Below are 22,497 nucleotides of genomic sequence, written 5' to 3' on the forward strand. Positions count from 1 at the left end.
TAAAACCCAGACCTTACGTTCGAAAATACATTTTCGATCAGCGAATCAAAACAATCATCAATACATAGTGATTTGCAGAGCAAACCTTTTATAATCTTTCAATTTATTCATTTTTATGTTTAAAATGAACCAAAATGATCACTTTTTCATTTTCACCTTATTTATAAGGAAAGGGTTTACCTTGCTTGTGGACGCGAGTGCTGCTAATGAGAACAAATTAGCAACCAATTTTCATTTTACATGAAATGAATACCTTTGTGTAGAAAAACAACCATAAATACCGAAGCCTCTCATTATATAGACAAAATTGTTCGGTGGCGAAAGGAAGGAGCGGCCGTTTTGACTGAAAGGCAAAAACGAAGACAGAAAGGCATGAAACTGAACCTTGAATCATTATCCAAAAGACAGCGGGAAATCTTTAATATTGTAAATGAAAGAGGCTTCACCCCCATTGAGTCCCTTGCACAACATTTTGAAGTAACCCCTCAGACCATCAGAAGAGACATCAACAAACTCTGTAAGAACAACCTCCTGCAACGCTTTCATGGCGGAGCAGGCAGGGCTTCCAGTGTTGAAAATGTTGATTACAGTGCGCGCAGAAACATCCTGCATCAGGAAAAGCGACTCATTGCAGAGATGGTCGCAAAGCACATTCCTGAACACGCTTCCATGTTTATAAATATTGGGACAACTACCGAGGAAGTGGCCAAGGCCCTTTCCAGCCACAAGTCCCTGCGGGTTATCACCAACAACCTCAATGTTGCCCTGACCATGAGCAACAACGACTGTGAAGTTATCGTAGCCGGAGGTATGGTCCGCCAGCGCGACAAGGGGATTACCGGGGAAGCCACTGTTGAATTCATCAAACAGTTCAAGGTGGATTACGGCATCATCGGTGTTTCCGGTATTGATGAAGACGGCACCCTGCTCGACTATGATTACCATGAAGTGCGCGTGGCCCGCGAGATAATCAACAATGCCCGCAACATTTTTCTGGTCACAGACCACACCAAATTCAACCGCAACGCCATGGTCCGCATTGCCGACCTCGGTGAAATCGATGCGATATTCACTGACAAGCGTCCGCCGCAGGTCTTCTGTGACCTGATGAAAAGCAAGGAAGTGGATCTATTCGTAACTGAAAGAGATTCCGAAGAAGACGAAGAATAAAAAATGGCGGCTCATTCGGGCCGCCATTTTCATTTAAATGTTCATTTCCAAAGCAGTGATCACATCAGACATTGCAACCCGCCCATGGCCCATGGGCAATGTCCGCAGGGAACTTCCACTCCCAGACAATCGTATTCAAATTCATTGTCCCGCCCGATAATATCATCACAGGGAACCATGGGACAGTTGGAACAATAAGGATATTCGTATTCAAGCACTTCAGTGCGAAATCCTGCATAGGGTGCGCCTTTCCAAATCTCCCCCAAACCAGTCTCAGCAATATTTCCAAATTTCTTCTGCCGGAGCAGTTTTTCGCTGCCGTCCAGATAACAGGTGCAGCTGTGCCAGAGAAACTGACAGGGTGAAACTTCACCTTTTGAAGTGATAAACGCGGCACCATCTTCCATAAATGAACAACGCAGTTCATTTTCAGCCATAAGCGAAGGCAAACGCAAATCCACCCCCAACTCAGCGGCAAGCTTGCGCGAACGGTCACATACATCCCGCAATTGCTGATATTCTTTTGTCTGACTCTTGCGGTCCCAATCTGCAAGGCTGCGCAGGTTTATCCAGACATCCTGCTTTTCCGCATCTGCCCGCATTTCGCGGATAAGATCAAACAACTTCTCCCGCTTCATGCTCCGGCCCGGATTCCAGACATAGCTGAAATATTGTTGCAGGTCGTACCCTCTTTCGCGGGCTGTTTTCTTCCATTTTTCAAACAGCTCAACAGCCGCGGAACTGTTGGGGTTGAACAATGATTGATCCTGCATGGACTGGTGGTAAGCCAGCACATGGGAACAAAGTATGAACTCCGCCCCCTGCCCGGCCGCCCAGCGGATGACTTCCGGCAATTGCTTATATGTATCGGCCATGAGCACAAATTCCGCACCAAGCTTTATCTTTTTCCCGCTTTTCCGCCCGGCTTCGTTCAAAAATGAAAATGTGCGGACCAGCCTGTCAGTGCTGGACTGCCCATGCAACTCCCCTTTAGCGTCTGAAGAGTCAAGTGAGTCAACCGAAACACAAAAGGTATCCACCCCGGCATCAACCAGTTCCCGCGCCCGCTGCTCTGTAAAAAGCAAACCATTGGTCTGAAAACCGATGGAGCCGTGCTCCGGCATACGCTCGCGGGCAAAGGAAGCCATTGCCGCCAGATCAGGATGCAGCAGCGGTTCGCCGATTCCGTTCAGAACCAGCTTTTCACAATGATTTAACGCCGGACCGAGCCGTTTAAAATCATCAAGACTCAGATCACGGTCATGAATTTCACTTTCCGGCGCGTATTTCACGCACATGGAACAATTCATGTTGCATCGTGTAGTCACTTCCACCTGAAGCCTTGCAGGATAATCCTGAAAAGATTTGGGAAACCTTTGAGCATGACTTTTGCCCGCTTTTTTCAACATTTAAACCTTCCTTCTCTGTCCATCCGCTTATCGGCAATATAAATTTTCTCTTTTTGCCAAACAGCAAAACAATGAAATTCCATAATAAGTCCCAAAAGTCAAAATGCAACCTGCCGGAGCAGGCCAGAACGGCCTTGACCTGAACTGCATTTTCATGGTGAAAAACTCTCAGCACAATCAATTCACTATTACCCGCAGCATCCCGCAGCGGATATGACTTTAATCAAATACAGAGGACGAAATGGAAAACATCTCCCTTCAACCGACCATGCTCTCTCCCCTAGGCGGAGTTGAGGCACCCGCGGACACCCATGTTTTCACCCCCAAAGGCGTCTGTGCTAAACTGATCCGCTTTAAAGTGGAAGGCGACAAGCTGACCTTTGTAAACTTCACCGGCGGCTGCGACGGCAACCTCAAAGCCATCTCCGCCCTTGTAGAAGGAATGGAACTCCCCAAGATCATCGAAACTCTCGAAGGAATCACCTGCGGCAAAAAATCCACTTCCTGTGCGGACCAGCTCTGCAAGGCCCTGCATGAGTACATGGAAAGCTAAGACGATTTTCATTGTCACGTAAAAACGGGGGTTGCCGATTATCGGCAACCCCCGTTTTTTTATATGCGTATTGCGTGATATTTTTGAAAAGAGATTACGACAAGATCCCGTTTGAATTACATCCTTGTGTCAGGCCGAAATACGGCAAGGTAACCCCGCTATCAGGAATGTTTACAGGAAAAATGACTTTATCCCATAACCTCGGGAATAGAAGACTTGGGCAGATCCCCGTATGGATTCTCCGGTTCAAAATCAGAGTAAGCAATAGCGGAGCATCCAATATTCAAAAACAGCATCCCGACCAGACAGGAAACAGCAAAAAAAGCAAGAAAAGCTCTGAAAAACATATTTAACTCCAAGACTGAGATATAAATCAGCTTCGACCATAAAACGGGGAGGAGCTTGGTTCAATTAAGCCCAGCTAACAAAAAGTAAAAAATACGATCTATAAATTCACACTATTAATATATCTTAACAATACAACGAAAAGTGCCACCTTTCGGAGCGGCCCCGGACACGTCGAGAAAGGTCGATTCATAAAAAAAACAGCCAGATCTGCGCGTCCCGCAATTTACTAAAATTATCCCGGAAGGTAATCAGCACATTGGATGAATCACAGCCCAACAAACAAATTGCCGGAACAAAGGCTCTAAGATATCCTCGCCCCATGAACTTTCAATTTTCCACCGCACCCAAAATCGTCTTCGGCCCGCAAACCGCCCGCACCATTCCCGAACATGCAGCAAACATGGGTAGTAATATCTGCCTTGTCACTGGAAAATCCCCGCAACGGATTCAATGGCTCATTGAGGAATTGCAGGAAAAAGGCTTGGCCCTGCATATAATATCCATCTCAGGAGAGCCGGACACGGAACTGATTGCCGAACATGCAACCAAAGCTCGCACCATGGGCTGCGATGTTGTTATTGCCATGGGCGGAGGAAGTGTACTGGACGCAGGCAAAGCCGTTGCAGCACTTATTCCCAACACACGGGATGTGCTCGATTATCTGGAAGTTGTCGGCAAAGGCATGCCACTGGACAACACCCCCCTGCCGCTCATAGCAGCCCCAACCACATCCGGCACAGGTTCGGAAGTGACCAGCAACGCGGTCCTGCTCTGCGCCGAGCACAAGGTCAAAGTCAGCCTGCGCTCGACAGATATGATCCCGGATATTGCCGTGGTCGATCCGCTACTGACCATCTCCGCCCCTCCGGCAGTAACTGCCGCCACCGGATTGGACGCCCTGACCCAGCTTATGGAGTCGTTTGTTTCAAAATTCGCCTCGCCCATTACCGACAGCCTCTGTCGCGAAGGCCTAAAACATGGCGCAAATTCCATGCTCAAAGCCTACAAAGACGGGCAGGACATAGAAGCCCGCACAGGCATGGCCTTAGCGAGCCTCTTTTCGGGCATCACCCTCGCCAATGCAGGACTGGGAGCTGTGCACGGATTCGCCGCCCCGCTGGGAGGAGAATTCAAGGCCCCGCACGGAGCGGTCTGCGCAGCACTGTTACCTTATGTAATGGAAATAAATATCCGCGCCCTTAAGGAGCGTGATCCGCAAAACCCGGCACTCACCGCTTATGAGGAAATTGCGCAAATCCTGACAGCAAGCGACGCAGCCCAAGCAGTGGACGGTATTGAATGGGTAAAAAATATCTGCTCAAAAATGAAAATCCCCGGACTAAGAGAAATCGGAGTACAGAAAAAAGATTTTAAATCCCTAGCCGCCAAAGCCGCACGGGCCAGCAGCATGAAGGGAAATCCCATTGAATTGACTGAAGCAGAACTGTTGGAAATTTTAAATAAGGCTCTTTAAAAAATACAATCGGAAGCGATATCCATTCATTAAAATAGAGCAACTAAACAAAACAGAAAAGGCTCACCCGACTTAGGGTAAGCCTTTTTCTACATCCATGTTCACGACATATTTCCTTGTGTTGAATTAATACGCCGGACCGTGAATCCTTTCACAGCCATCATGATGCTGAATTACACGCTGGAACCGAGCAGGCTGCCGGCGGAAGCATTTGCTGTCTGCTCAGAATAAGCACGCATGGCCATGCGTTGCAGGACGGACTGCCCGGACTGTCCTTCTTCACCGGACTGCTGCTGATTCATATCACCCCGGCGACCGACGATGTCCTCGAGGGAAGTATCGCCGCTGGCAAAAGCCTGCTGCAATTCATCAAGGGTTACTACGCCGTCCTGATTGTAATCATATTCATCATACTCTTCCTCCGCCTCTTCACTGGAAGAGCTTTCCGAACTGCCGGAAACAGCATTACCCATACCTTCAGGCGGACGCATATTCTCCGCAATTTCCTCACTGGAAAGACTGCCGTCACCGTCAGAATCAAGAATACTGAAAAGCTCGTCTTCAAGCCCTGATTCTTTCTGACTGATAGCGCTGTCGCCGTCACTGTCCAGCTCTTCCATCAGGGAATCAATAAGATTCTGACCGCTGCCGCCGCCCATGGCAATGGACATACTACCCATGGAAGCCTTCATCTGCTGCATCTTTTCCACATCAGCAAGAAGCTCTTCCTGCGAAAGAGAACCATCGCCATCAGAATCGATCATATTAAAATGATCTTCACTGAACTTGGATTCAGACGCGCTCAGCAGCCCATCACCATCGCTATCCTGATCACTAAGCACGGAATCGACAAAATCTTCCGTGGAATCAAAATCTTCAGGACGCTTCATTTGATTCATCTGCTGCATCTGACTTGAAAACAGACTGCTGACCGACGAATCACCTATGCCGGAAACACTCATGGTTGTCCTCCTGATCAATTATTTACGAGAGGCAATATTTGCCTGTTCCTCTGTCTGACCGGGAATGAAGCAACAATGAAACCGGAATGTATTAAGAAATATTAATCTTACATTTATTTTTATTTAAGCAATAACCAGCCGTTATCCAATTGGTACCATCTGCACATTAATCTCCCTCTCTCCACGACCATATGTTATGATCTGCTAAGGTCTAAAATCCACTTTTCAACCGGAGGTAAAACATGCATCCCCACAAACGCTCCGTTTTGTTTATTTTGCTGACAGCTATATTTGTAATTTCCAGCGCACTGTCCGCTGCGGCATACGATGACTACGATTTCTGGATACAGACACCCACCGGCTGGACACACAACACTCAAGGGTTATCCGCAGACCTGAAAAAACAGGTTATCTCCCCGGACCGCAACGCTTTCATTGAAGTATACGCAGCAGCGGGCAACAACCCCGGCCTGCAAGCCATTGCCGATGGTATGGAGCAGGGAATCCTTCAACGGGGCGGCGCATATTTCCAAAACAGGATCGCCAGCCGGAATATTATGCAGGACAACCACGCGGCCATCTACCGGGAATACAGCTCACACTACAACGGCAACAGACTGCACGCCTACGCCATTTTTACCTACGCTAACGGCGGGGCTATTGTGGCTATCGGGGTCTTTGCAGAATCATTTGCATCCCAATACCAGAACCTTGTCCGGCAAAGCATCAACAGTCTGCGCTTCAGCCCGCCCCACACTGCGGGCACCGGCACTCCCTATGGATCATCGTCAGGGACGCCATATGGCAAAACCAACGCATGTGAAAAAATGGTAGGAAAATGGAGATGGTTCACCGGATCACAGGCAGAATTTTACGCAGATGGACGTATGCCCGGAAACGGCAACCATTGGGAATGCGTTAATCCGGCGCAGGGAAAGGTCAAAGTTATCTGGAGCAACGGAAAATGGATAGACAACCTGACCATCTCAGCCGACGGCAGCAGGGTCGACGGCCAGAATCAGATCGGAAACCGGGTCTGGGGGACAAGAATTTCAGGTCCGGCACAACCGTCATCTCCCCAAATACAACAGGTTGAAACTCCCCAGCAGCCAAGGCCGAAAATGAACTACGCCCGAAAGATAAGAGGAAATCTGGCCGCTGACTGGCGGCTGGCCCACGGAAGCCTTAAGGCCGGGACTTCGGACCACCGGGGAGAATGGGAACTGAGCACAGTTTCCGGCACAACCCTTCGTTTCACTGATCCTTATAAAAAGGGCCAGCAACGTTATCGCGTAAAAATCTTGACCAAGGACGGACAAGTAGTGGAAGAAAGAGTTGTCGGCATGTCCGAGCACATCACTGTCAGCCCCGGTATTTATAAAATTCGCCTTTTCTCTGAGGGCGGCTACGCGGGCTGGAGGTGCGAATGGCATTAATCAGGGACACCTTTAACCGGCAATAATGCAGGAACAACATGTGGGGCATATACTCAAGTCTTCTGGCGGCCTTAAACCGCAAGCGTAAATGTTCGCAATGCGGCAAAGTCAACATCATCCGACTCAAAGATAAGGATAAGGCCGTAAAATGCAGCCAGTGCGGAAAAAACCTGCCGCCGCAGGGACCATCTGCGTAACAAAATATTCCTTACTTAAATATATAATGGCGGAGCACAGGCTCCGCCGTTTTTGTTTTTAAAAAAGGAGTTATTATTGTAAATAAGCATTTAAGGAATAAAAGGCATGCAACACTTTCAAAAAATCTACACCAATCCGGCTACCCTACTGCTCTGGGCAATACTTATCAGCATACTCGTATTTGCAAGCCCTGCCACAGCCCAGAAACCAACCTTTGGGCCGGCCTTATTGAATGATGTGGATGAACCGGAAGAGAAGAAAAAGGAAAAAGAAAAGCGATCATTGATCATGCCTTACGCTTTCCGTTCGGACCAGATCGGCCTTGCGGGCGGTATTGCTGCGGGCATGAGCGGATTTCAGGACGGACAGATGAGCATCTCCGGAACCGCCTATGCATCAGGCAAGGAAGCACTTTCAGGCATCGCCACTATCAACAATGCCCGCATGCCCTTTACGAACAGGCTTTTCCTCGACTTTGTCACCCTTGACGGCACCTACCCCGACCTCTGGGTCTATGATGCCCCGATTGAAGATCCCCGCGGCGGCTCTAATGATTCCAAAAAGAGCGACCGCTACAGGGGCCGAGGCATAGACAACATGTTCGAGGCCACCTTCAAGTACGTATTGCCATGGGGACAAGCTGAAAAAAATCCGATCATCACTTACAATCTAAAAGACGGACTACCCGTTGAAACCGCCAGCTCAGCTTGGAATGAAGGCTGGAACCCCTATGAGAATGGGCTGACCTATCTTGAATTTACCCCCTTCTACCGCCATCAGGACGTTGATGACGGTGATGGACGCGGCAAACATCACTACAAGGGAATCGGAGCACGGCTTGGAATCCGCTACGACAACACCGACTTTCCCTTGACCCCGTCCAGCGGCAGCAAACAAAGATTGCAGATTTCGCAGAGTTTTGACGCGCTGACCCACGCGGACGCATGGACCTCCCTCGAGTTTGAATACGGAAAATTCTTTTCACTGGGCGAAAGCGACATGGCCCGGCAAAGGGTAATCGCTTTGGGCTTTTGGACCAGTGCAGTGGCCTCGGACCATAAACCGCCACCATGGGAAGGAGCCAGCCTTGGCGGACGTTACCGCATGCGCGGATTCGACGACAACCGCTTCTGGGACAAGGCCGCCATCTACTACAGTGCAGAATATCGCTACATTCCCAAATGGAATCCTTTAAAAGATCTAAAAATCGTCAAAGTAGACTGGCTGCAATTCATCCTCTTCGGCGAAATGGGGAGAGTCGCCCCGCAGTGGTCCATCAGCGAACTGCACACGGACATGAAATACGATGCCGGCTTCGGACTTGCCGCCTTTGTAAACAAATACCTCGGACGCATGGACTGGGCTTTTTCCAAAGAATCATGGCACATCCGGGTCGGAGTTTCACAATCGTTTTAGCTGTCAATTCGGCAAAACAGCAAAATTACATCCTTCTATAACAAGCACAGCGCATTAATACTGCAAAACCTCACATATTCACATCTATTGCCTGTAATTCAAACTCCAAGACTCTATACATGTTTAAAATGTAGTGACTTTTTTACAGCGCGTAGTATGCAGATTTCCTTTGGATTTACACTCTAAAGCTATAAAGGAATCTGCAATGAAATTAGATAAATCAATCCACACCTTTCTTACTCACTGTGTGATAGAACGCAATCTCTCCGAATTGACACTCAAAGCATACAAAAAAGACCTTGCACAATTTACAAATTTCATACCGGACAATATTTATACCATTCATGAGATAAATAAATTTACGCTTAGAGAGTACATTAAATATATTTCCGGAAAGTATAAGCCTAAAAGTATAAAACGAAAAGTAGCTACTCTTAAATCATTTTTCAATTTTATGGAACGAGATGACATTATCGAAACATCGCCATTTAGGAAAATTCATCTCAAAATTGACCGCTCTAAGACATTACCAAAAACAATTTCAAAGTCATCAATAAAAACCCTTCTCAAATACACCTATATTGAACGTTCAAAATACAATCATAACAGCAGAGGTTACAGAGAAGCGACCCGTGACATCGCAATCATAGAAACCCTGTTCATGACCGGAGTCAGGGTGTCCGAACTCTGCCAGATTACTGTTTCCGCCATGGATCTGATTAATGAGCAGATTAAAATTACCGGAAAAGGTAAAAAAGAAAGAGTCGTGCCCATATGCGCAAACAGCGCACTGCTGATCCTTAAAGAATATGAAGAACTCTACCGCGACAATTTCGTGCCGGATTCATCATTCTTCCTGAACAGAGACAACCGCCCCATCTCCGACCAGTCCGTACGGCGCATAATCCGCAAATACTGCGCCATATGCGGAATCCCGGAACATGTAACCCCGCATATGTTCCGCCACACCATAGCCACCATGCTCCTGGAAAACGGAGTAGACATAAGAAACATCCAGACCCTGCTCGGCCACAGCTCACTTTCAGTCACGGAAATCTACACCCACGTAAGCCTCTCATCACAAAGGGAAATCCTGAGCATGCGCCATCCACGTAAGGATATTAATTGATGGAGGAGAGTTTGTTGGGAGGTATCGATAACTAGGAATTATTGATGTCGAGAGAAGGAAGAAAAGGCTCTGAATTAAAATTCTCACCGGATGAAATTGCAAAAGACAAGTTTTATCTTCTGACGAAGGGTCTGAAAATAACTGAAGAGGCAACGAAAATAGTAGAGAGAAGTACTCTTGAATTCGCATTTTCAAAAGGTATTGCTGGGGGAATAGACTTAATTCTTCCATATAATATTCATGTGAGTGCCCCAATACTAGAAAAGTACACTCATGAAAGCGGCTACAAGTTAACTGCGATTAATTCTACGTTATATTTGTCACATCACGGGATAGAATTATATCCGGTGGAATTTATAAGTTCCCCTCAATTTCCCAAAAATGAAAAAGGTATAATTCTCAGTAAATATGGTAAAATTTATACTGATAGACTCGGTATATCGATCGTTAAAGGATGTAAATTTGCCATGTTGGATGAAGGATGTAGATTTTGTGAGATAGGAAAAGCAAACAGCATTTCATTCAATTCAATCCAAGATGTAAAACAGCTTATAGATTACTGCGAAGCGAATGAATTAATCAATTTTAAGCATATACTGCTGACAGGCGGATGTGCATTTGATGAAATGTGGAGCAAACTAATATCCTTCATTAAAGAAATTTCAGCCCACACGAATCGACCAATATATTATATGACTCCTCCCGTTTCCGAAGCACGTTTGGAAGAAGTAAAAGAATGTGGAGTCTCAGAGATCGGCATGAATATCGAGTTATGGGATAGAAATATTGCTAAAGAGGTAATGCCAGGCAAGGGGAAATTTACACGAGAAGAATATATTCAGTCATTGCGTCAGGCTGTCTCTTTGTTTGGTTCATCAGGAGAGGTTCGAAGCCTTTTAATCGTTGGTGTTGAGCCTGTCGAGAACACATACGCGGCTGTGGATTATTTAAGTAAGATGAAAGTAATGCCAATCCTGTCTCCCTTGCGGCTGCTCAAAAATACAGAAATGAAAAATTATGTAGAGCCAGAGGCAGCGACACTATTTGAAGTTTGGAAAGAATGTCAAAAAATTTGCGAAAAGAACGAAATGACTCTCGGTCCCACTTGCAAAGCATGCCAAAACAACACAATTACTGTTCCCGTTAACTCTTTATATAAATACTACTAATTATTATGCTTGAACTACTAGAGAATATTGTTTTTTTTCCAAAAAGTCTGGACGATCTTGATGGGCTTTTTCTTCCAAACAAAAAATACCATGTTTATGCATGTAGGGCTTCATCGGAAGTTTATGAAAAGTACCCTTTTGCTTATGTCTATGAAGCTGTCACAGGTAAAAGGTTTTTTTCTACAACTAAGTTTTTTAGGAAAATTCTTTCAACTCTTGATCTTTCTCAAGTTATCGAAAAATCAAAAGGGGTAATGGCTTATCAAGCCTATCCTTGGTGCGATGATTTGCGCAATTTAGGGTATAATGTTTGTACCATTAACTGCCTACTGCATTCTGCCCTTCACAATAAGTTTAAGCAAAGAGATCTGCTAACAAATACAGCGGACAAATCTGCCAATAAATATCTCGAAAATCACTTTAAGAATAGGGCTAAAGACTTTAATACTGAAGTTACTTTCTATGATCCTAAAAAATATTCACACCATTCAGGGAGCAATCCTAAAGGTTTTGTTGTCTCTAACTCGAGTTCGGATGGAGGATCTAACGTATTTAGGGTATTGAACAAAGATATTTTTAATAAAATTTCAACCTACCTTTCTTCTCCAGTCATTAGGATAGAAAAATATATCCATGATGCTCTCCCAATAAATCAGGTCGGAATTGTATTGAGTAACGGCTGGATTATGAAATTTCAACCATCTGTACAACTTATCAGTATCAACGAAGAAACAGGGCAGTTTGAATATGTAGGATCAATGTATAACTTGAAAGACTATGATTCACACCTCAACGATAAAAGCATACTAGAGGCTACAAAATTGACTCATTTTGTGGGAAAATCTCTTTATACATTAGGATATAGAGGTATTTTTGGATGCGATTATTTATCCAAAAGAGATTCTGTATATTTCACAGAATTAAATCCAAGATATCAAGCTTCAACTAGGATTTTATCCATGGCTGCCAGCAAAGAACGAAAACTTTCGCCACACATGTTACATATCTGTGCTTATCAGCAGCCAGAAGATATAGACTTAAAAACACTAGAACCATTCAAAGCAGCCGAGGCAATAATCACAATAATTGAGAACAATGACGCGCAAGGGTACGTACGGGTCTGGAATTCTCAAGAAAAGTGCGACCGTTTGATGGTTGGTCACACTCTCGTCGAATCTACGGCACACAGAGGATACAACCTTTTATATTAATCCTCTTCAGCGTCAGCTATGGCTTTGGGTGCATCATTTCCCTCAGTTATGCGTGTTATCTCTTTGCGGGCAACCTCTTCGACATATACTCGTTTAACATCTCCTGAGATGTTATTTTCCAAGAAATAAGATGTTCCATCATATTCTTTGGATCTTTCCAATGCAGATTTAGCTAATTCTTCAGCATCTTTCTTGCCACCCTTAAGGCCTGTCTCTTTAAGAAGAGCATTGCTGGCAGATACAAGCTGAGCCACCGCTTTGATCCCCCGAGCTGGATCAAATTTGAATGAAAAATCGGTAATTTTACCCTTCCATTTGAATTTAACTTTTATTCCAGCTGCTAGCAAAAAACAAAAAAGATCTCGATAATCAAGTGTGCTAATTACGAGGTCTAATGACCCATGTTCAACTCTTTCAAAACGATAATTACCATCAGGCAAAGCGCATTCGAGCAGTTTATCAACATTCGACAAATAATCCTTGCGAGGGGTGATGTCTGAGTAATTTATCCCTTTGTGGGTAAATCTGATTTGTATCCATCCGGTAGGTATTCTTTTTGACATTTCAATCAAATAGTACTGTACCAAGGCTACCGTTGGGTTATCCATGTACTCTCTATCTTGCGTTTGAAATAGGTGTTGAGCAAGGTCGAACATGGCTTGATAAAGCTGCGGGCTGTCTATTTCATATTCCAAAATCAATCGTAATGAGTATAGTAAAGAGTCGAGAGAAACCCCAACACCGTCACTCATAAAACGTTTAATTAATTGAGAAATTTTAACATAAACTTGATTGCCTTCATCTTGTGCTGAAAAGATACGGTGAGCACTAATGTCAGCAGGCAATTTTCCAGAATAATCTAACTGCTCAAGTTGAGAATTCGGTACAATCTTTTCCAAACCATGTTGCCCGGCAAATGAAAGTACAAAGTTTAATACCTCAAACAGTTTGCCATGAGTCGTCAGTCGATCCATACGTTCTCGAATAAGAACGCATACCTCGTTAATATCAGAGACTATCTCTTTATTGCTATTGTTGTAATTTACTATCTCAAACTTATTGCGGCTTAAAAGATCGTAAATTCCTATTGTTGACATTAGTTTGTCTAAATTTGTCCTGAATAAAGAAATATCGCATTTTTTAAATCTCACAGCCCGGCATGAACATGTAGTTAAGTCCAGATGATCAATTTGACAGTGGTCTAATAACGTGTCTTCAAAAGAGGCATATTCAAAAGAACAATCTTTTATAACACATCGTACAAACATCCCATTTCTGAATCCCATCTGTTTAAAACTTAGATTCACTAATGAAGTACGAACTAATCTTGTCTTTAACGGGATAAACTTAACATGTCCCATACCAGCACCAACAAAAGGGGAGTCTTTGCCGGGAAAAGTAGACTCAATAGTGCATCCTTTGAATGTAACTTTATATAAATTAGCTCGAATAAAAGAACAATCCGTAAAAACACACTCTGTAAAAACAGACTCTGCTAAGTCTGCTTCATCAAATATACAATTGATAAACTGGGCATTACTGATATTGCAGCTTCTCAAAGCTTCGTCTGAAAAATCACAACCAACATATTTCGCAGTTTCATCACGTTGCACCCAACTGTATAGAATAGGATCTTCTTTAGCGATGTCATTTGAATATTCTTTTATATTTGTGGTCAAAGCAGGGACTAAAGGACTGTAACTTTCTCTCGACATCAATAATTCCTAGTTATCGTTGGTTGTTCAAAATGCTCGACTCAAATACCTTATCCCCACACCAATCTCAACCCCTATATTGCCAACCCTAATAACAAAACGCCCTTTCTATTTTATTACATCACTAACCCCTCAATTTTCCACGATTCTCACTTTTTTTAAATTTTCTAAAAAAAGGTGTTGACTTGTCCGTCACATTTCCATAGAACCTCTCTTCGTGACGTCGGGATGTAGCGCAGCCTGGGAGCGCACTTGAATGGGGTTCAAGGGGTCGGAGGTTCAAATCCTCTCATCCCGACCACGTCAAAAAGATACCCCCGGGGTCGTAGATAACTACGACCCCTTCTTTTGACACTACGATCTTTTAAAATTGGTTCTCTAAGGCTTTCGACGAAGCTCCTGCAATAGCGGTTGAGCGTGCCGGTTAAGGCATTATCGCCAAAGAAGGCCACCATATAAAGGTGCTCCCATGGCTCAGTAGGTAGAGCGCGTCCTTGGTAAGGACGAGGTCAGCAGTTCAAATCTGCTTGGGAGCTCCACAGCATTTAAAAAGCCCTGCTTTAGAAATAAAGCAGGGCTTTTTGCGTTTCTATAAAAATTCCCAGACTTAATCTTCCCCAATATCCTCCGCCCAGAGTGCGGGCTTTTCTGCTTTCAGTCTTTCCATAAGTTCTATGCACTTGGGATGATCAAGAATATCAACCTGCACTCCTCTGGACTTAAGAAACTCCTCATTGCCGCCAAAATTCCTGTTTTCCCCAATTACCACACGGGAAATACCGAACTGCACAATTGTCCCCGAACACATCATACATGGGGATAAGGTCGTATAAATTGTCGTATCCTTATAGGTCTTCTGCCGCCCGGCATTGCGGATGCAATCCATTTCACCATGAGCGATAGGGTCACCCTTCTGGACCCGCTGGTTGTGCCCGCCGCCGATAATTTCACCATCGCGAACCAGTACTGAACCGATGGGCAAACCGCCTTCATCAAAGCTTTTCTTTGCCAGCCTGTAAGCCTCTTCCATAAATTTATTATCCATTTCCGACATATATTCCTCCTGCTTAACTTGCTATTATCTTACAAAGTATCCATCTTTCCAAATTTCAGCCAGTGCTAAATCATTTCGCTCTGCCCAACAGCATAAAGACCATAGCCGTGCCCAAGGTTCCGGAAGCCGCAATCCATAAAAAACCGCTATAGCCGATTGAATCCACAGCTATTCCGCCAAGAAAAGGACCTAGAAACGACCCCATATGTACGGTAAACATCATCATATTTACATTGAAGCTTCGAAAACAAGGCTCACTTACCACAAACATCAACGAATTGAGAGCAGGAGCACTTAAGCCCATACCTATGCCGAAGACAACGGCTATAGGCAGAAGCATGGATTCATCGTGCAAGCCATTAAGCAGCACAAACCCTGTAGCGGTAAAGATGAAAGCTGTCACAATCAACCCACGCTTGGAAAAACGGTCAAAGACCGCTCCGCCTAATAAACGGATGGTAATCATCACTCCCATCTGCAAAGAAAAGAAATACCCGGCCCGGACAACTCCCCGTGAATGGGCAAAATCCTGAAACAAAAAAAACAGCCCACTGAAAATCATAAAATAAATACCATTAACTGCCATCACGGAAAGAATCTTCAAGCGCAGAAGATTGGCGTACGATTCACGGGCAGAGACACCCCTTCTGTTCCCCCGCCCGTGCTTTTTCATTCGGGAAGTACGAAACCTGAGAAACAGGGTCAGTAGAAAAGCTAACGGAATAAGACCGGCAGTCCCGGCATAAATCCACTCAGGACCGTCCACCATGGGCCCAAACTGCTCAGAAACATGAGGCATAACCGCATAAGGCAGCAGCAAGGCAGTAGAATAAAGACTAAATGCCGAGCCTACATTTTCCTGACTGACCATGGACACAAGAATTGCCACACACGGGGCAAGAACCATGAATATCCCCACTCCCTGTGCGATGCGTAGAAGCATGAGGGGCACAAAATCGTAAATGAAAAGATATCCGCAGCCACTGACAGCCACCAGCAACATTCCTGCAAACATAAATCTGTAAGCATTAACCGCGCTGATACGACTGCTGACCGTGACATACATGAACATGCCGGACAAAGAATAAACACTGACCAACAACCCTGAAAGACTCTTGGTAAAACCAAGCCCCTGAAGATAAACATTTAAGCTGTAATAAACGGAAAGGTTGCAGACAGCCATAAAGACTACGCAGCAGAGGGTAATAAATTCAACAAAGGGAAGGGACTGTTTTTGAGGCATGCATTTTTCCGGTTAGGGTTTTGATCATCCATTGATAGACAACTACGCCCGCACTGCCAACGTATAAATTGCTGGACCGTGCAAAATATGAAGAGTAATCAGTAACCAGAATAATGGAGTAAAATAATGACCATCGCATCCACAATTGCACTTATATTTGCTGTTTTGATTTTTGCGCTGATCCCCGGACCTGGCGTAATGTCCATCATTGCCCAGTCTGTTGCCCGCGGATTCAAATCCACTGCCCTTTATTGTGTAGGCGTCGTCATGGGCGATTTCACCTACCTGATCATGGTCATTTTCGGCATGGGGTTCGCGGCCCAGAAGCTGGGAGCGGGATTTGTTTTCCTGAAGTGGGCCGGAGCGGCTTACCTGATCTATCTTGGCATAAAGTGCTGGCTGGCCCCGCCGCCTCTTGCAGAAGACGCAGCCCTTCCTGAAGAAAAAGGAATGGGCAAAACCTTTCTTGCCGGACTGTGCATATCGCTGGGCAACCCTAAAGTAATCGCCTTTTACTGCGGATTCCTGCCCGGCTTCATGGATTTGCAGACCCTGACTTCAACGGATGTGCTCATTGTAGTCAGCTCAATCATCCCAACCGTACTGGCAGTACTGCTGGTTTACGCATGGCTTGGAGACCGCAGCAGAACCGCCATCCGCAGCCCGAAAATCTGGAAGATTGCCAACCGTTGCGCCGGTTCAGTTTTGATCGGTTCCGGGATTGCGGTAGCAAGTGAGTAGTCAATAATAAAACCGGGGTGTGAACACACCCCGGTTTTATTTATTTCAAAACATAATCAAGCGCCAATTCAACATGCGCCTCTACCGTATCAATCAACGGTACGGACACATCCTCCGGCTTGACCAAGAGCCCGATCTCAGTGCAGCCGAGTACGATTGATTCGGCCCCCAGCGCAGTCATTTCTTCTATTATTTCAATATATGCATCGCGAGTCTTATCGGTAAGTTTCCCACAGCAAAGCTCATCAAAAATTGTGCGATGGACCATGGACCTACCATCACAGTCAGGCACTATCACATCCAGCCCGTATTTTTCCTTAAGCGGACGGGACAAAAAATCCTGCTCCATAGTGAAAGCAGTCCCCAACAAACCAAGCTTTGAAGCCCCTGTTTTTTTTGCTCCGGCAGCAATGGCATCAGCCATGTGTAACAGCGGGATATTAACCGCCGCCTGAACTTCATCCGCAGCTTTATGCATTGTGTTGGTGGCAATTATCAGTGCCTCAGCTCCTCCGGCCTCAACGCTTTTCGCGCCCTTAACCAATCCGGCTGTGATGCTCTCCCAATCATTCTTACCCATCTGCTCTGCAAAAGGAGCAAAATCCACGCTGTGCATGACCATACGACATGAGTGTAGCCCGCCTATTTTATCGCGTACTCCTTTATTAAGTAGCTTGTAATAAGAAAGAGTCGATTCCCAGCTCATACCCCCGAGTATTCCCAGAGTTTTCATTTAAACACCTCTCTTGATAAATCTAAATATTGAACAGAGTCCTAGCACAACAATCTGTACTGCAAAACATACACATCACAGATATACTGTCGGCACAGTTTAAAAACATACGAGTACAAACATTTTAGACATTGCTGAAATGGCAATGATCCTTTCAGCATACCCCAAAACCAAACATGCACTATCGAAAATAATACCACTCTATTCATTCATTAGATCACAAAGCACTCTAAAAAACATCTCAGCTATTTAAAGTCGTAATATCAGGCCATTAGAAAAATAAAAAGTCACCATAGAACAAGCCAAAATCTAGACTAAAACACTATGAAAAAGACTTATATTTTTAACCACACTTTTTACAAAACACCTCTTGACGTACCCTTGATTAATAACATACCTATCGAGCAGGTATAAAAACCTATCGACCTAGGAGGTATTAATACCAACTCAGTCGATGGGGAATGAGGCGCACCGGAACGGTTCGAAACGTATTTCCATTAGACGGCTTTCCATGGGGGAAGTAACAGCCGGGAATAACGATAAAAAAACCGACCGGAGCAACAAAGGTCTGGAGTATGAGGCTTCATGACCAATTGCATTGAGAGGGGATCCATAAAATGGCAAACGGAAAGAAACTATTGCGATTGTCCGGTATCCTGATCGTCCTGGCCGGGGTGCTCGGCTTCCATATGGAAGCGATGAGCATGGTCGGAACCCCGCAGGAAAACGGCAACAAGCGTCCTGATCTGATTATGATCGACACTATTGCCGCTCAGGAAGAACTGGAACTGCCTGCTGTTGTGTTTCTCCATGATACACACACCAAGGCAGCGGCCGAGCAGGGCAAAGACTGTACTGCCTGCCACCAAAAAAACGAGGGAACCGTATCTTACAAGTTCAAAAGACTTGAAAACGGTACTCCTAAACAGCTCAAAGAAATTTACCACAACGGTTGTATCAGCTGTCATGCTGCCGACGCCAAGGCCGGAAAGAAAACCGGACCTCAAGTTGGTGAATGCCGCAGCTGTCACGTTGCCGAACCTGAAATCAAGGCTGAGCGTGCTCCCGCAGGTATGGAAAATATTCTCCACTACCGCCACTGGGATTCCAAGCTCATCGCCAAGGATGCAGGCCAGGACACCAACTGTGGAAGCTGTCACCACGTATACAACAATCTCGACAAGAAGCTTGAATACGTGAAAGGACAGGAAGAAAACTGTAGCGTATGCCACACTGTCAAGCCTACAGGCGCGGTAAAACTGGCTACCACTGAAGCCTACCACGGCCAGTGTGTGAGCTGTCACCTTGAAATGAAGACTGCAAAAGCGGAAAAAACCGGCCCTGTCGACTGTGCCGGCTGCCACGGCGAAACGCAGGCTGCTAAAATCAAGACTGACGACGCTGCTGTTTTGAAAAAAATGGGTGGAAAACTGCCCCGCCTCCCCAGAAGTCAACCCGACGCTGTACTGCTCACCGCCCCGGTGCAGGATAACGTTGCTGTAAAAGCAACCATGGCTGCTGTAGCTTTCAACCATAAGGCCCACGAAGGTTACACTGAATCTTGCAGCTCCTGCCACCACGAAACCATGAACAAGTCATGCTCCTCTTGTCACACTGTTCGCGGTTCCGAAGACGGCGGTTTTGTCACTCTCGACAAGGCTATGCACAAGGCTGACAGCACCAGATCCTGTATGGGTTGTCATGCTGTAAAGCAGAAAGATCCTAAATGTGCAGGCTGTCACGAACTCATGCCCAAGAATGTAATCAAGTCCGAGGAGACCTGTGCGGTCTGCCATAACGGACCCGCTTCCACCTCCAGCGAACCTGTCAAGATGGAAACCTCCGCCAAGGCTGCCATTGCATCAAAGCTGATCATGAAGCGTCCCGAGTCTCCGACTCTGATTACGGAAAAGGATATTCCTGAATTCGTGACCATCAACGTCCTTGAAAATGAATACAAAGCCAGCAAACTGCCCCACCGCAAAATCATCATGAGCATGGTTGACGGCATGAAAGGCGACGCAATGGCTAACGCTTTCCACAGCACACCCCTTAGCGTGTGCGGAAGCTGCCACCACAACAGCCCCGCAAGCGCGACTCCTCCGAGCTGCGCAAGCTGTCACGGCGGTAAAATTCAGGACGAACGTCCGGCCCTCAAGGCTGCTTACCACGTTCAGTGCATGACCTGTCATGACGCCATGAACATCAAGAAGCCTGCTTCCACTGACTGCACCGCATGTCACGCGAAGAAATAGTAACGGATAGCCTGAAGGAGAACAGATAAATGTTACGCAGAACATTCCTCGGAATGCTGGGCGCAACCTGCGTGGGAGCTTCCCTCCCCGCAGGAGCTGAGGCCGCAGGCAAGGAGTTCAAAGGTTATCCCGGAAGCAAGGGTGTACTCTTTGACGCTACCCGCTGCATCGGCTGCCGCAAATGTGAAGCCGCCTGCAACAAGGTCAACAAACTTCCCGCACCGGAGAAGAGCTTTGATGACCTCGCCGTGCTGGACACTAAACGCAGAACTGATGCCAAGACCCACACCGTGGTCAACAAGTACGGTACTCCGGAACATCCCGTATTCCGCAAGTCCCAGTGCAACCACTGTCTTGAGCCGGCCTGTGCGTCCGCATGCTTCGTAAAAGCATTCAAAAAACTGCCCAATGGCGCAGTTGTTTATGATGAGTCGGTCTGTGTGGGCTGCCGCTACTGCATGGTAGCCTGCCCCTTTGAAATTCCGACTTACGAATATGATGAACCCCTGACCCCGCGGGTTATGAAGTGCGACATGTGCGCCCCCCGTCAGGCCAAGGGCCAGCTCCCCGGCTGTGTTGCCGAGTGCCCCAAAGAAGCACTCGTCTTCGGCACAAGGGATGAGCTGATCAAAATCGCCCGTGAGCGCATCCGCCGCAATCCTGACCGTTACGTTGACCATCTTTACGGTGAAGACGAAATGGGCGGAACCAGCTGGTTGTACCTCTCCGGTGTGCCCTTCAATGAAATCGGCATGCGCGAAGACCTCGGCACCAAATCCGCTCCTGAACTCACTGCCGGCGCGCTGGCGGCGGTTCCCATGGTTGCGGGTCTCTGGCCTGTACTTCTCGGCGGCATCTACGCAGTAAGCAAACGCAACAGCAAGGTTGCGGATGAAGAACGCAAAGAAGCTGTTGAAAATGCAATTGCCAAGGCAAGCGCAGAAGCAGAAAAGACCCTCTCCGAAGCTCTTGAAAAGGCCGATGTTGCCAACAAGCGCCAGATCGAAGTTGAGGTCAAAAAAGCCGTGGAAGAAGCCCTGAAGCCTGCAGAGGAAGAAGAGGCTGAAAACAGCGAGAAGGAGGAATCATAAATGTCCACTCCCGCGAACAACGGCCCTAAATCGGCCTTCAATACCTTCAATCTGGTGGCAGGTGCCATCCTCCTCGTAGGTCTGGTACTCACCGTACTCAGATTTACTCAGGGGATCGGTCCCGTGACCAACCTTGATGACAACAACCCGTGGGGAATCTGGATCGGATTCGACCTGCTCTGCGGTGTTGCTCTTGCAGCCGGCGGATACACAACCTCCGCAGCCTGCTATATCTTCGGGCTCAAGCGTTTTCACTCCGCTGTACGTCCGGCAATCCTGACCGCCTTCCTCGGCTACGCGCTGGTTGTATTCGCATTGCAGTACGACCTCGGCCGCCCCTGGAGGCTCCCGTACCCCATCTTCGTTTCTCAGGGAACAACCTCCCTGCTCTTCGAAGTTGGTCTGTGCGTTATGCTCTACCTGACAGTGCTCTTCGTTGAGTTCACTCCGGCCATGTTCGAATGGCTGGGCTGGAAGAAAATCCGCAAAGTGGTCATGAAACTGACCCTCGTGCTGACCATCTTCGGCGTAGTGCTCTCCACCCTGCACCAGTCCTCTCTGGGCGCGTTGTACACCATCGCACCGTCGAAACTGCATCCGCTCTGGTATTCACCCTACATGCCGCTCTACTTCTTTGTTTCAAGTATTGCCGCAGGTATGTCCATGGTCATCTTCGAGGGCTCCATGTCCCACAAGAAGCTGCACCGCATGATGGACGAAGAATACCTCAAGCACCACGACGGCGTGGTCTTCGGATTCGGTAAGGCTGCAGCTCTTGTTCTCTTCGGCTACTTCTTCATCAAAGTGATGGGTGTGGCTTACGATAACAACTGGCACTACCTGACTTCAGGATACGGCCTGCTGTTCCTGACCGAGATCCTCGGTTTCGTGGCCCTGCCCTGCTTCCTCTATGGTGTGGGTGTTCGTGACAGAAACCTCGGCCTGATCAAGAAAGCATCGATCATCACCGTGCTCGGTATTGTCTTCAACAGGTTCAACGTTTCCATGGTGGCGTTCAACTACCACCTGCCCGCGTCTGAAAGGTACTTCCCCAGCATGATTGAAATCGGAATCTCCGTATTCATCGTCACCCTCGGTGTTGTGATCTTCCGTTTCATCACTACCCGGATGCCCATCTTTTTCGAGCATCCCGACTACAAGGGCGACCACTAGGTCTGCCCCGCATAGGA

At 46.6% G+C, this 22,497-nt stretch carries 20 protein-coding genes and 2 tRNA genes; 15 read left to right on the forward strand and 7 right to left on the reverse strand.

Annotated elements, in window-relative coordinates; all coding sequences use genetic code 11:
- Window positions 1-372 precede the first annotated feature (372 nt).
- Entirely contained in the window at window positions 373-1,170 is a 798-nt protein-coding gene (locus FMS18_RS09475) for a DeoR family transcriptional regulator (RefSeq protein ID WP_203544599.1), read from the forward strand.
- Between the two features lie 59 nt (window positions 1,171-1,229).
- Here the strand turns inward: FMS18_RS09475 and FMS18_RS09480 are convergent, their stop codons facing one another.
- Window positions 1,230-2,579: a radical SAM/SPASM family putative metalloenzyme maturase gene (locus FMS18_RS09480; RefSeq protein ID WP_163293830.1), complete on the reverse strand. Its 1,350-nt coding sequence runs from the start codon at window positions 2,577-2,579 to the stop codon at window positions 1,230-1,232.
- Window positions 2,580-2,820: 241 nt separating this feature from the next.
- On the opposite strand from FMS18_RS09480, the gene FMS18_RS09485 reads away from it, so the two are divergent.
- Window positions 2,821-3,132, forward strand: coding sequence for a TIGR03905 family TSCPD domain-containing protein (locus FMS18_RS09485; protein ID WP_239061001.1), 312 nt, complete (start codon window positions 2,821-2,823; stop codon window positions 3,130-3,132).
- A gap of 188 nt (window positions 3,133-3,320) precedes the next feature.
- Here the strand turns inward: FMS18_RS09485 and FMS18_RS09490 are convergent, their stop codons facing one another.
- A complete protein-coding gene (locus FMS18_RS09490; protein ID WP_163293832.1) occupies window positions 3,321-3,479 on the reverse strand; it encodes a hypothetical protein in 159 nt (52 codons plus the stop codon).
- A gap of 320 nt (window positions 3,480-3,799) precedes the next feature.
- Between FMS18_RS09490 and FMS18_RS09495 the strand changes: the two genes are divergently transcribed.
- A complete protein-coding gene (locus FMS18_RS09495) occupies window positions 3,800-4,954 on the forward strand; it encodes an iron-containing alcohol dehydrogenase (protein ID WP_163293834.1) in 1,155 nt (384 codons plus the stop codon).
- Between the two features lie 173 nt (window positions 4,955-5,127).
- Here FMS18_RS09495 and FMS18_RS09500 read toward each other — a convergent pair whose 3' ends face one another.
- Window positions 5,128-5,916 carry an EF-hand domain-containing protein gene (locus FMS18_RS09500; protein WP_163293836.1) on the reverse strand — a complete coding sequence of 263 codons (789 nt, stop codon included), beginning with the start codon at window positions 5,914-5,916 and terminating at the stop codon, window positions 5,128-5,130.
- Between the two features lie 242 nt (window positions 5,917-6,158).
- Between FMS18_RS09500 and FMS18_RS09505 the strand changes: the two genes are divergently transcribed.
- From FMS18_RS09505 to FMS18_RS09525, 6 genes are all read left to right on the forward strand, one after another.
- Complete coding sequence (locus tag FMS18_RS09505) at window positions 6,159-7,352, forward strand: hypothetical protein (RefSeq protein WP_163293838.1); 1,194 nt, start codon at window positions 6,159-6,161, stop codon at window positions 7,350-7,352.
- A 38-nt stretch (window positions 7,353-7,390) separates the two neighbouring features.
- On the forward strand, window positions 7,391-7,549 hold the full coding sequence (locus tag FMS18_RS20465; protein WP_203544586.1) for a hypothetical protein: 159 nt from the start codon (window positions 7,391-7,393) through the stop codon (window positions 7,547-7,549).
- Window positions 7,550-7,655: 106 nt separating this feature from the next.
- Complete coding sequence (locus tag FMS18_RS09510; RefSeq protein ID WP_163293840.1) at window positions 7,656-8,966, forward strand: BamA/TamA family outer membrane protein; 1,311 nt, start codon at window positions 7,656-7,658, stop codon at window positions 8,964-8,966.
- Between the two features lie 205 nt (window positions 8,967-9,171).
- Window positions 9,172-10,095: a tyrosine-type recombinase/integrase gene (locus FMS18_RS09515; protein ID WP_163293842.1), complete on the forward strand. Its 924-nt coding sequence runs from the start codon at window positions 9,172-9,174 to the stop codon at window positions 10,093-10,095.
- A gap of 44 nt (window positions 10,096-10,139) precedes the next feature.
- Window positions 10,140-11,264: a radical SAM protein gene (locus tag FMS18_RS09520; protein WP_163293844.1), complete on the forward strand. Its 1,125-nt coding sequence runs from the start codon at window positions 10,140-10,142 to the stop codon at window positions 11,262-11,264.
- 5 nt (window positions 11,265-11,269) lie between these two features.
- Window positions 11,270-12,475 (forward strand): hypothetical protein, encoded by a 1,206-nt coding sequence (locus FMS18_RS09525; RefSeq protein ID WP_163293846.1) that lies wholly within the window; start codon window positions 11,270-11,272, stop codon window positions 12,473-12,475.
- Here the strand turns inward: FMS18_RS09525 and FMS18_RS09530 are convergent.
- Complete coding sequence (locus FMS18_RS09530; RefSeq protein WP_163293848.1) at window positions 12,472-14,190, reverse strand: pentapeptide repeat-containing protein; 1,719 nt, start codon at window positions 14,188-14,190, stop codon at window positions 12,472-12,474. The two genes, FMS18_RS09525 and FMS18_RS09530, sit on opposite strands and share 4 nt — an antisense overlap.
- 224 nt (window positions 14,191-14,414) lie before the next feature.
- Here FMS18_RS09530 and FMS18_RS09535 point away from each other — a divergent pair.
- Together FMS18_RS09535 and FMS18_RS09540 are read left to right on the forward strand one after the other, a co-directional pair.
- Window positions 14,415-14,491, forward strand: a tRNA-Pro gene (locus FMS18_RS09535).
- A 162-nt stretch (window positions 14,492-14,653) separates the two neighbouring features.
- Window positions 14,654-14,729: transfer RNA gene (locus tag FMS18_RS09540), tRNA-Thr, on the forward strand.
- 68 nt (window positions 14,730-14,797) lie between these two features.
- Here the strand turns inward: FMS18_RS09540 and FMS18_RS09545 are convergent.
- Together FMS18_RS09545 and FMS18_RS09550 are read right to left on the reverse strand one after the other, a co-directional pair.
- Entirely contained in the window at window positions 14,798-15,244 is a 447-nt protein-coding gene (locus FMS18_RS09545) for a nucleoside deaminase (protein ID WP_163293850.1), read from the reverse strand.
- A gap of 70 nt (window positions 15,245-15,314) precedes the next feature.
- Window positions 15,315-16,487 carry an MFS transporter gene (locus FMS18_RS09550; RefSeq protein ID WP_163293852.1) on the reverse strand — a complete coding sequence of 391 codons (1,173 nt, stop codon included), beginning with the start codon at window positions 16,485-16,487 and terminating at the stop codon, window positions 15,315-15,317.
- 126 nt (window positions 16,488-16,613) lie between these two features.
- Between FMS18_RS09550 and FMS18_RS09555 the strand changes: the two genes are divergently transcribed.
- Window positions 16,614-17,228 carry a LysE family translocator gene (locus FMS18_RS09555; protein WP_163293854.1) on the forward strand — a complete coding sequence of 205 codons (615 nt, stop codon included), beginning with the start codon at window positions 16,614-16,616 and terminating at the stop codon, window positions 17,226-17,228.
- 40 nt (window positions 17,229-17,268) lie between these two features.
- On the opposite strand, the gene FMS18_RS09560 is transcribed toward FMS18_RS09555, so the two are convergent.
- The gene (locus FMS18_RS09560) at window positions 17,269-17,961 is read right to left on the reverse strand and encodes an aspartate/glutamate racemase family protein (protein WP_163293856.1); all 693 of its coding nucleotides are present in this window, start codon (window positions 17,959-17,961) and stop codon (window positions 17,269-17,271) included.
- Window positions 17,962-18,578: 617 nt separating this feature from the next.
- Here FMS18_RS09560 and hmcA point away from each other — a divergent pair.
- Genes hmcA through hmcC form a run of 3 tightly spaced genes read left to right on the forward strand, consistent with a single transcriptional unit; the run spans window position 18,579 to window position 22,480 of the window.
- A complete protein-coding gene (gene hmcA / locus FMS18_RS09565) occupies window positions 18,579-20,216 on the forward strand; it encodes a sulfate respiration complex hexadecaheme cytochrome HmcA (RefSeq protein ID WP_163293858.1) in 1,638 nt (545 codons plus the stop codon).
- A gap of 29 nt (window positions 20,217-20,245) precedes the next feature.
- On the forward strand, window positions 20,246-21,307 hold the full coding sequence (gene hmcB, locus FMS18_RS09570; protein ID WP_163293860.1) for a sulfate respiration complex iron-sulfur protein HmcB: 1,062 nt from the start codon (window positions 20,246-20,248) through the stop codon (window positions 21,305-21,307).
- Complete coding sequence (gene hmcC / locus FMS18_RS09575; protein ID WP_163293862.1) at window positions 21,308-22,480, forward strand: sulfate respiration complex protein HmcC; 1,173 nt, start codon at window positions 21,308-21,310, stop codon at window positions 22,478-22,480. It begins immediately after the preceding gene.
- The last annotated feature ends 17 nt before the right edge of the window (window positions 22,481-22,497 follow it).

This window comes from Desulfovibrio sp. JC022 (assembly GCF_010470665.1).
Classification (GTDB): Bacteria; Desulfobacterota; Desulfovibrionia; order Desulfovibrionales; family Desulfovibrionaceae; genus Maridesulfovibrio.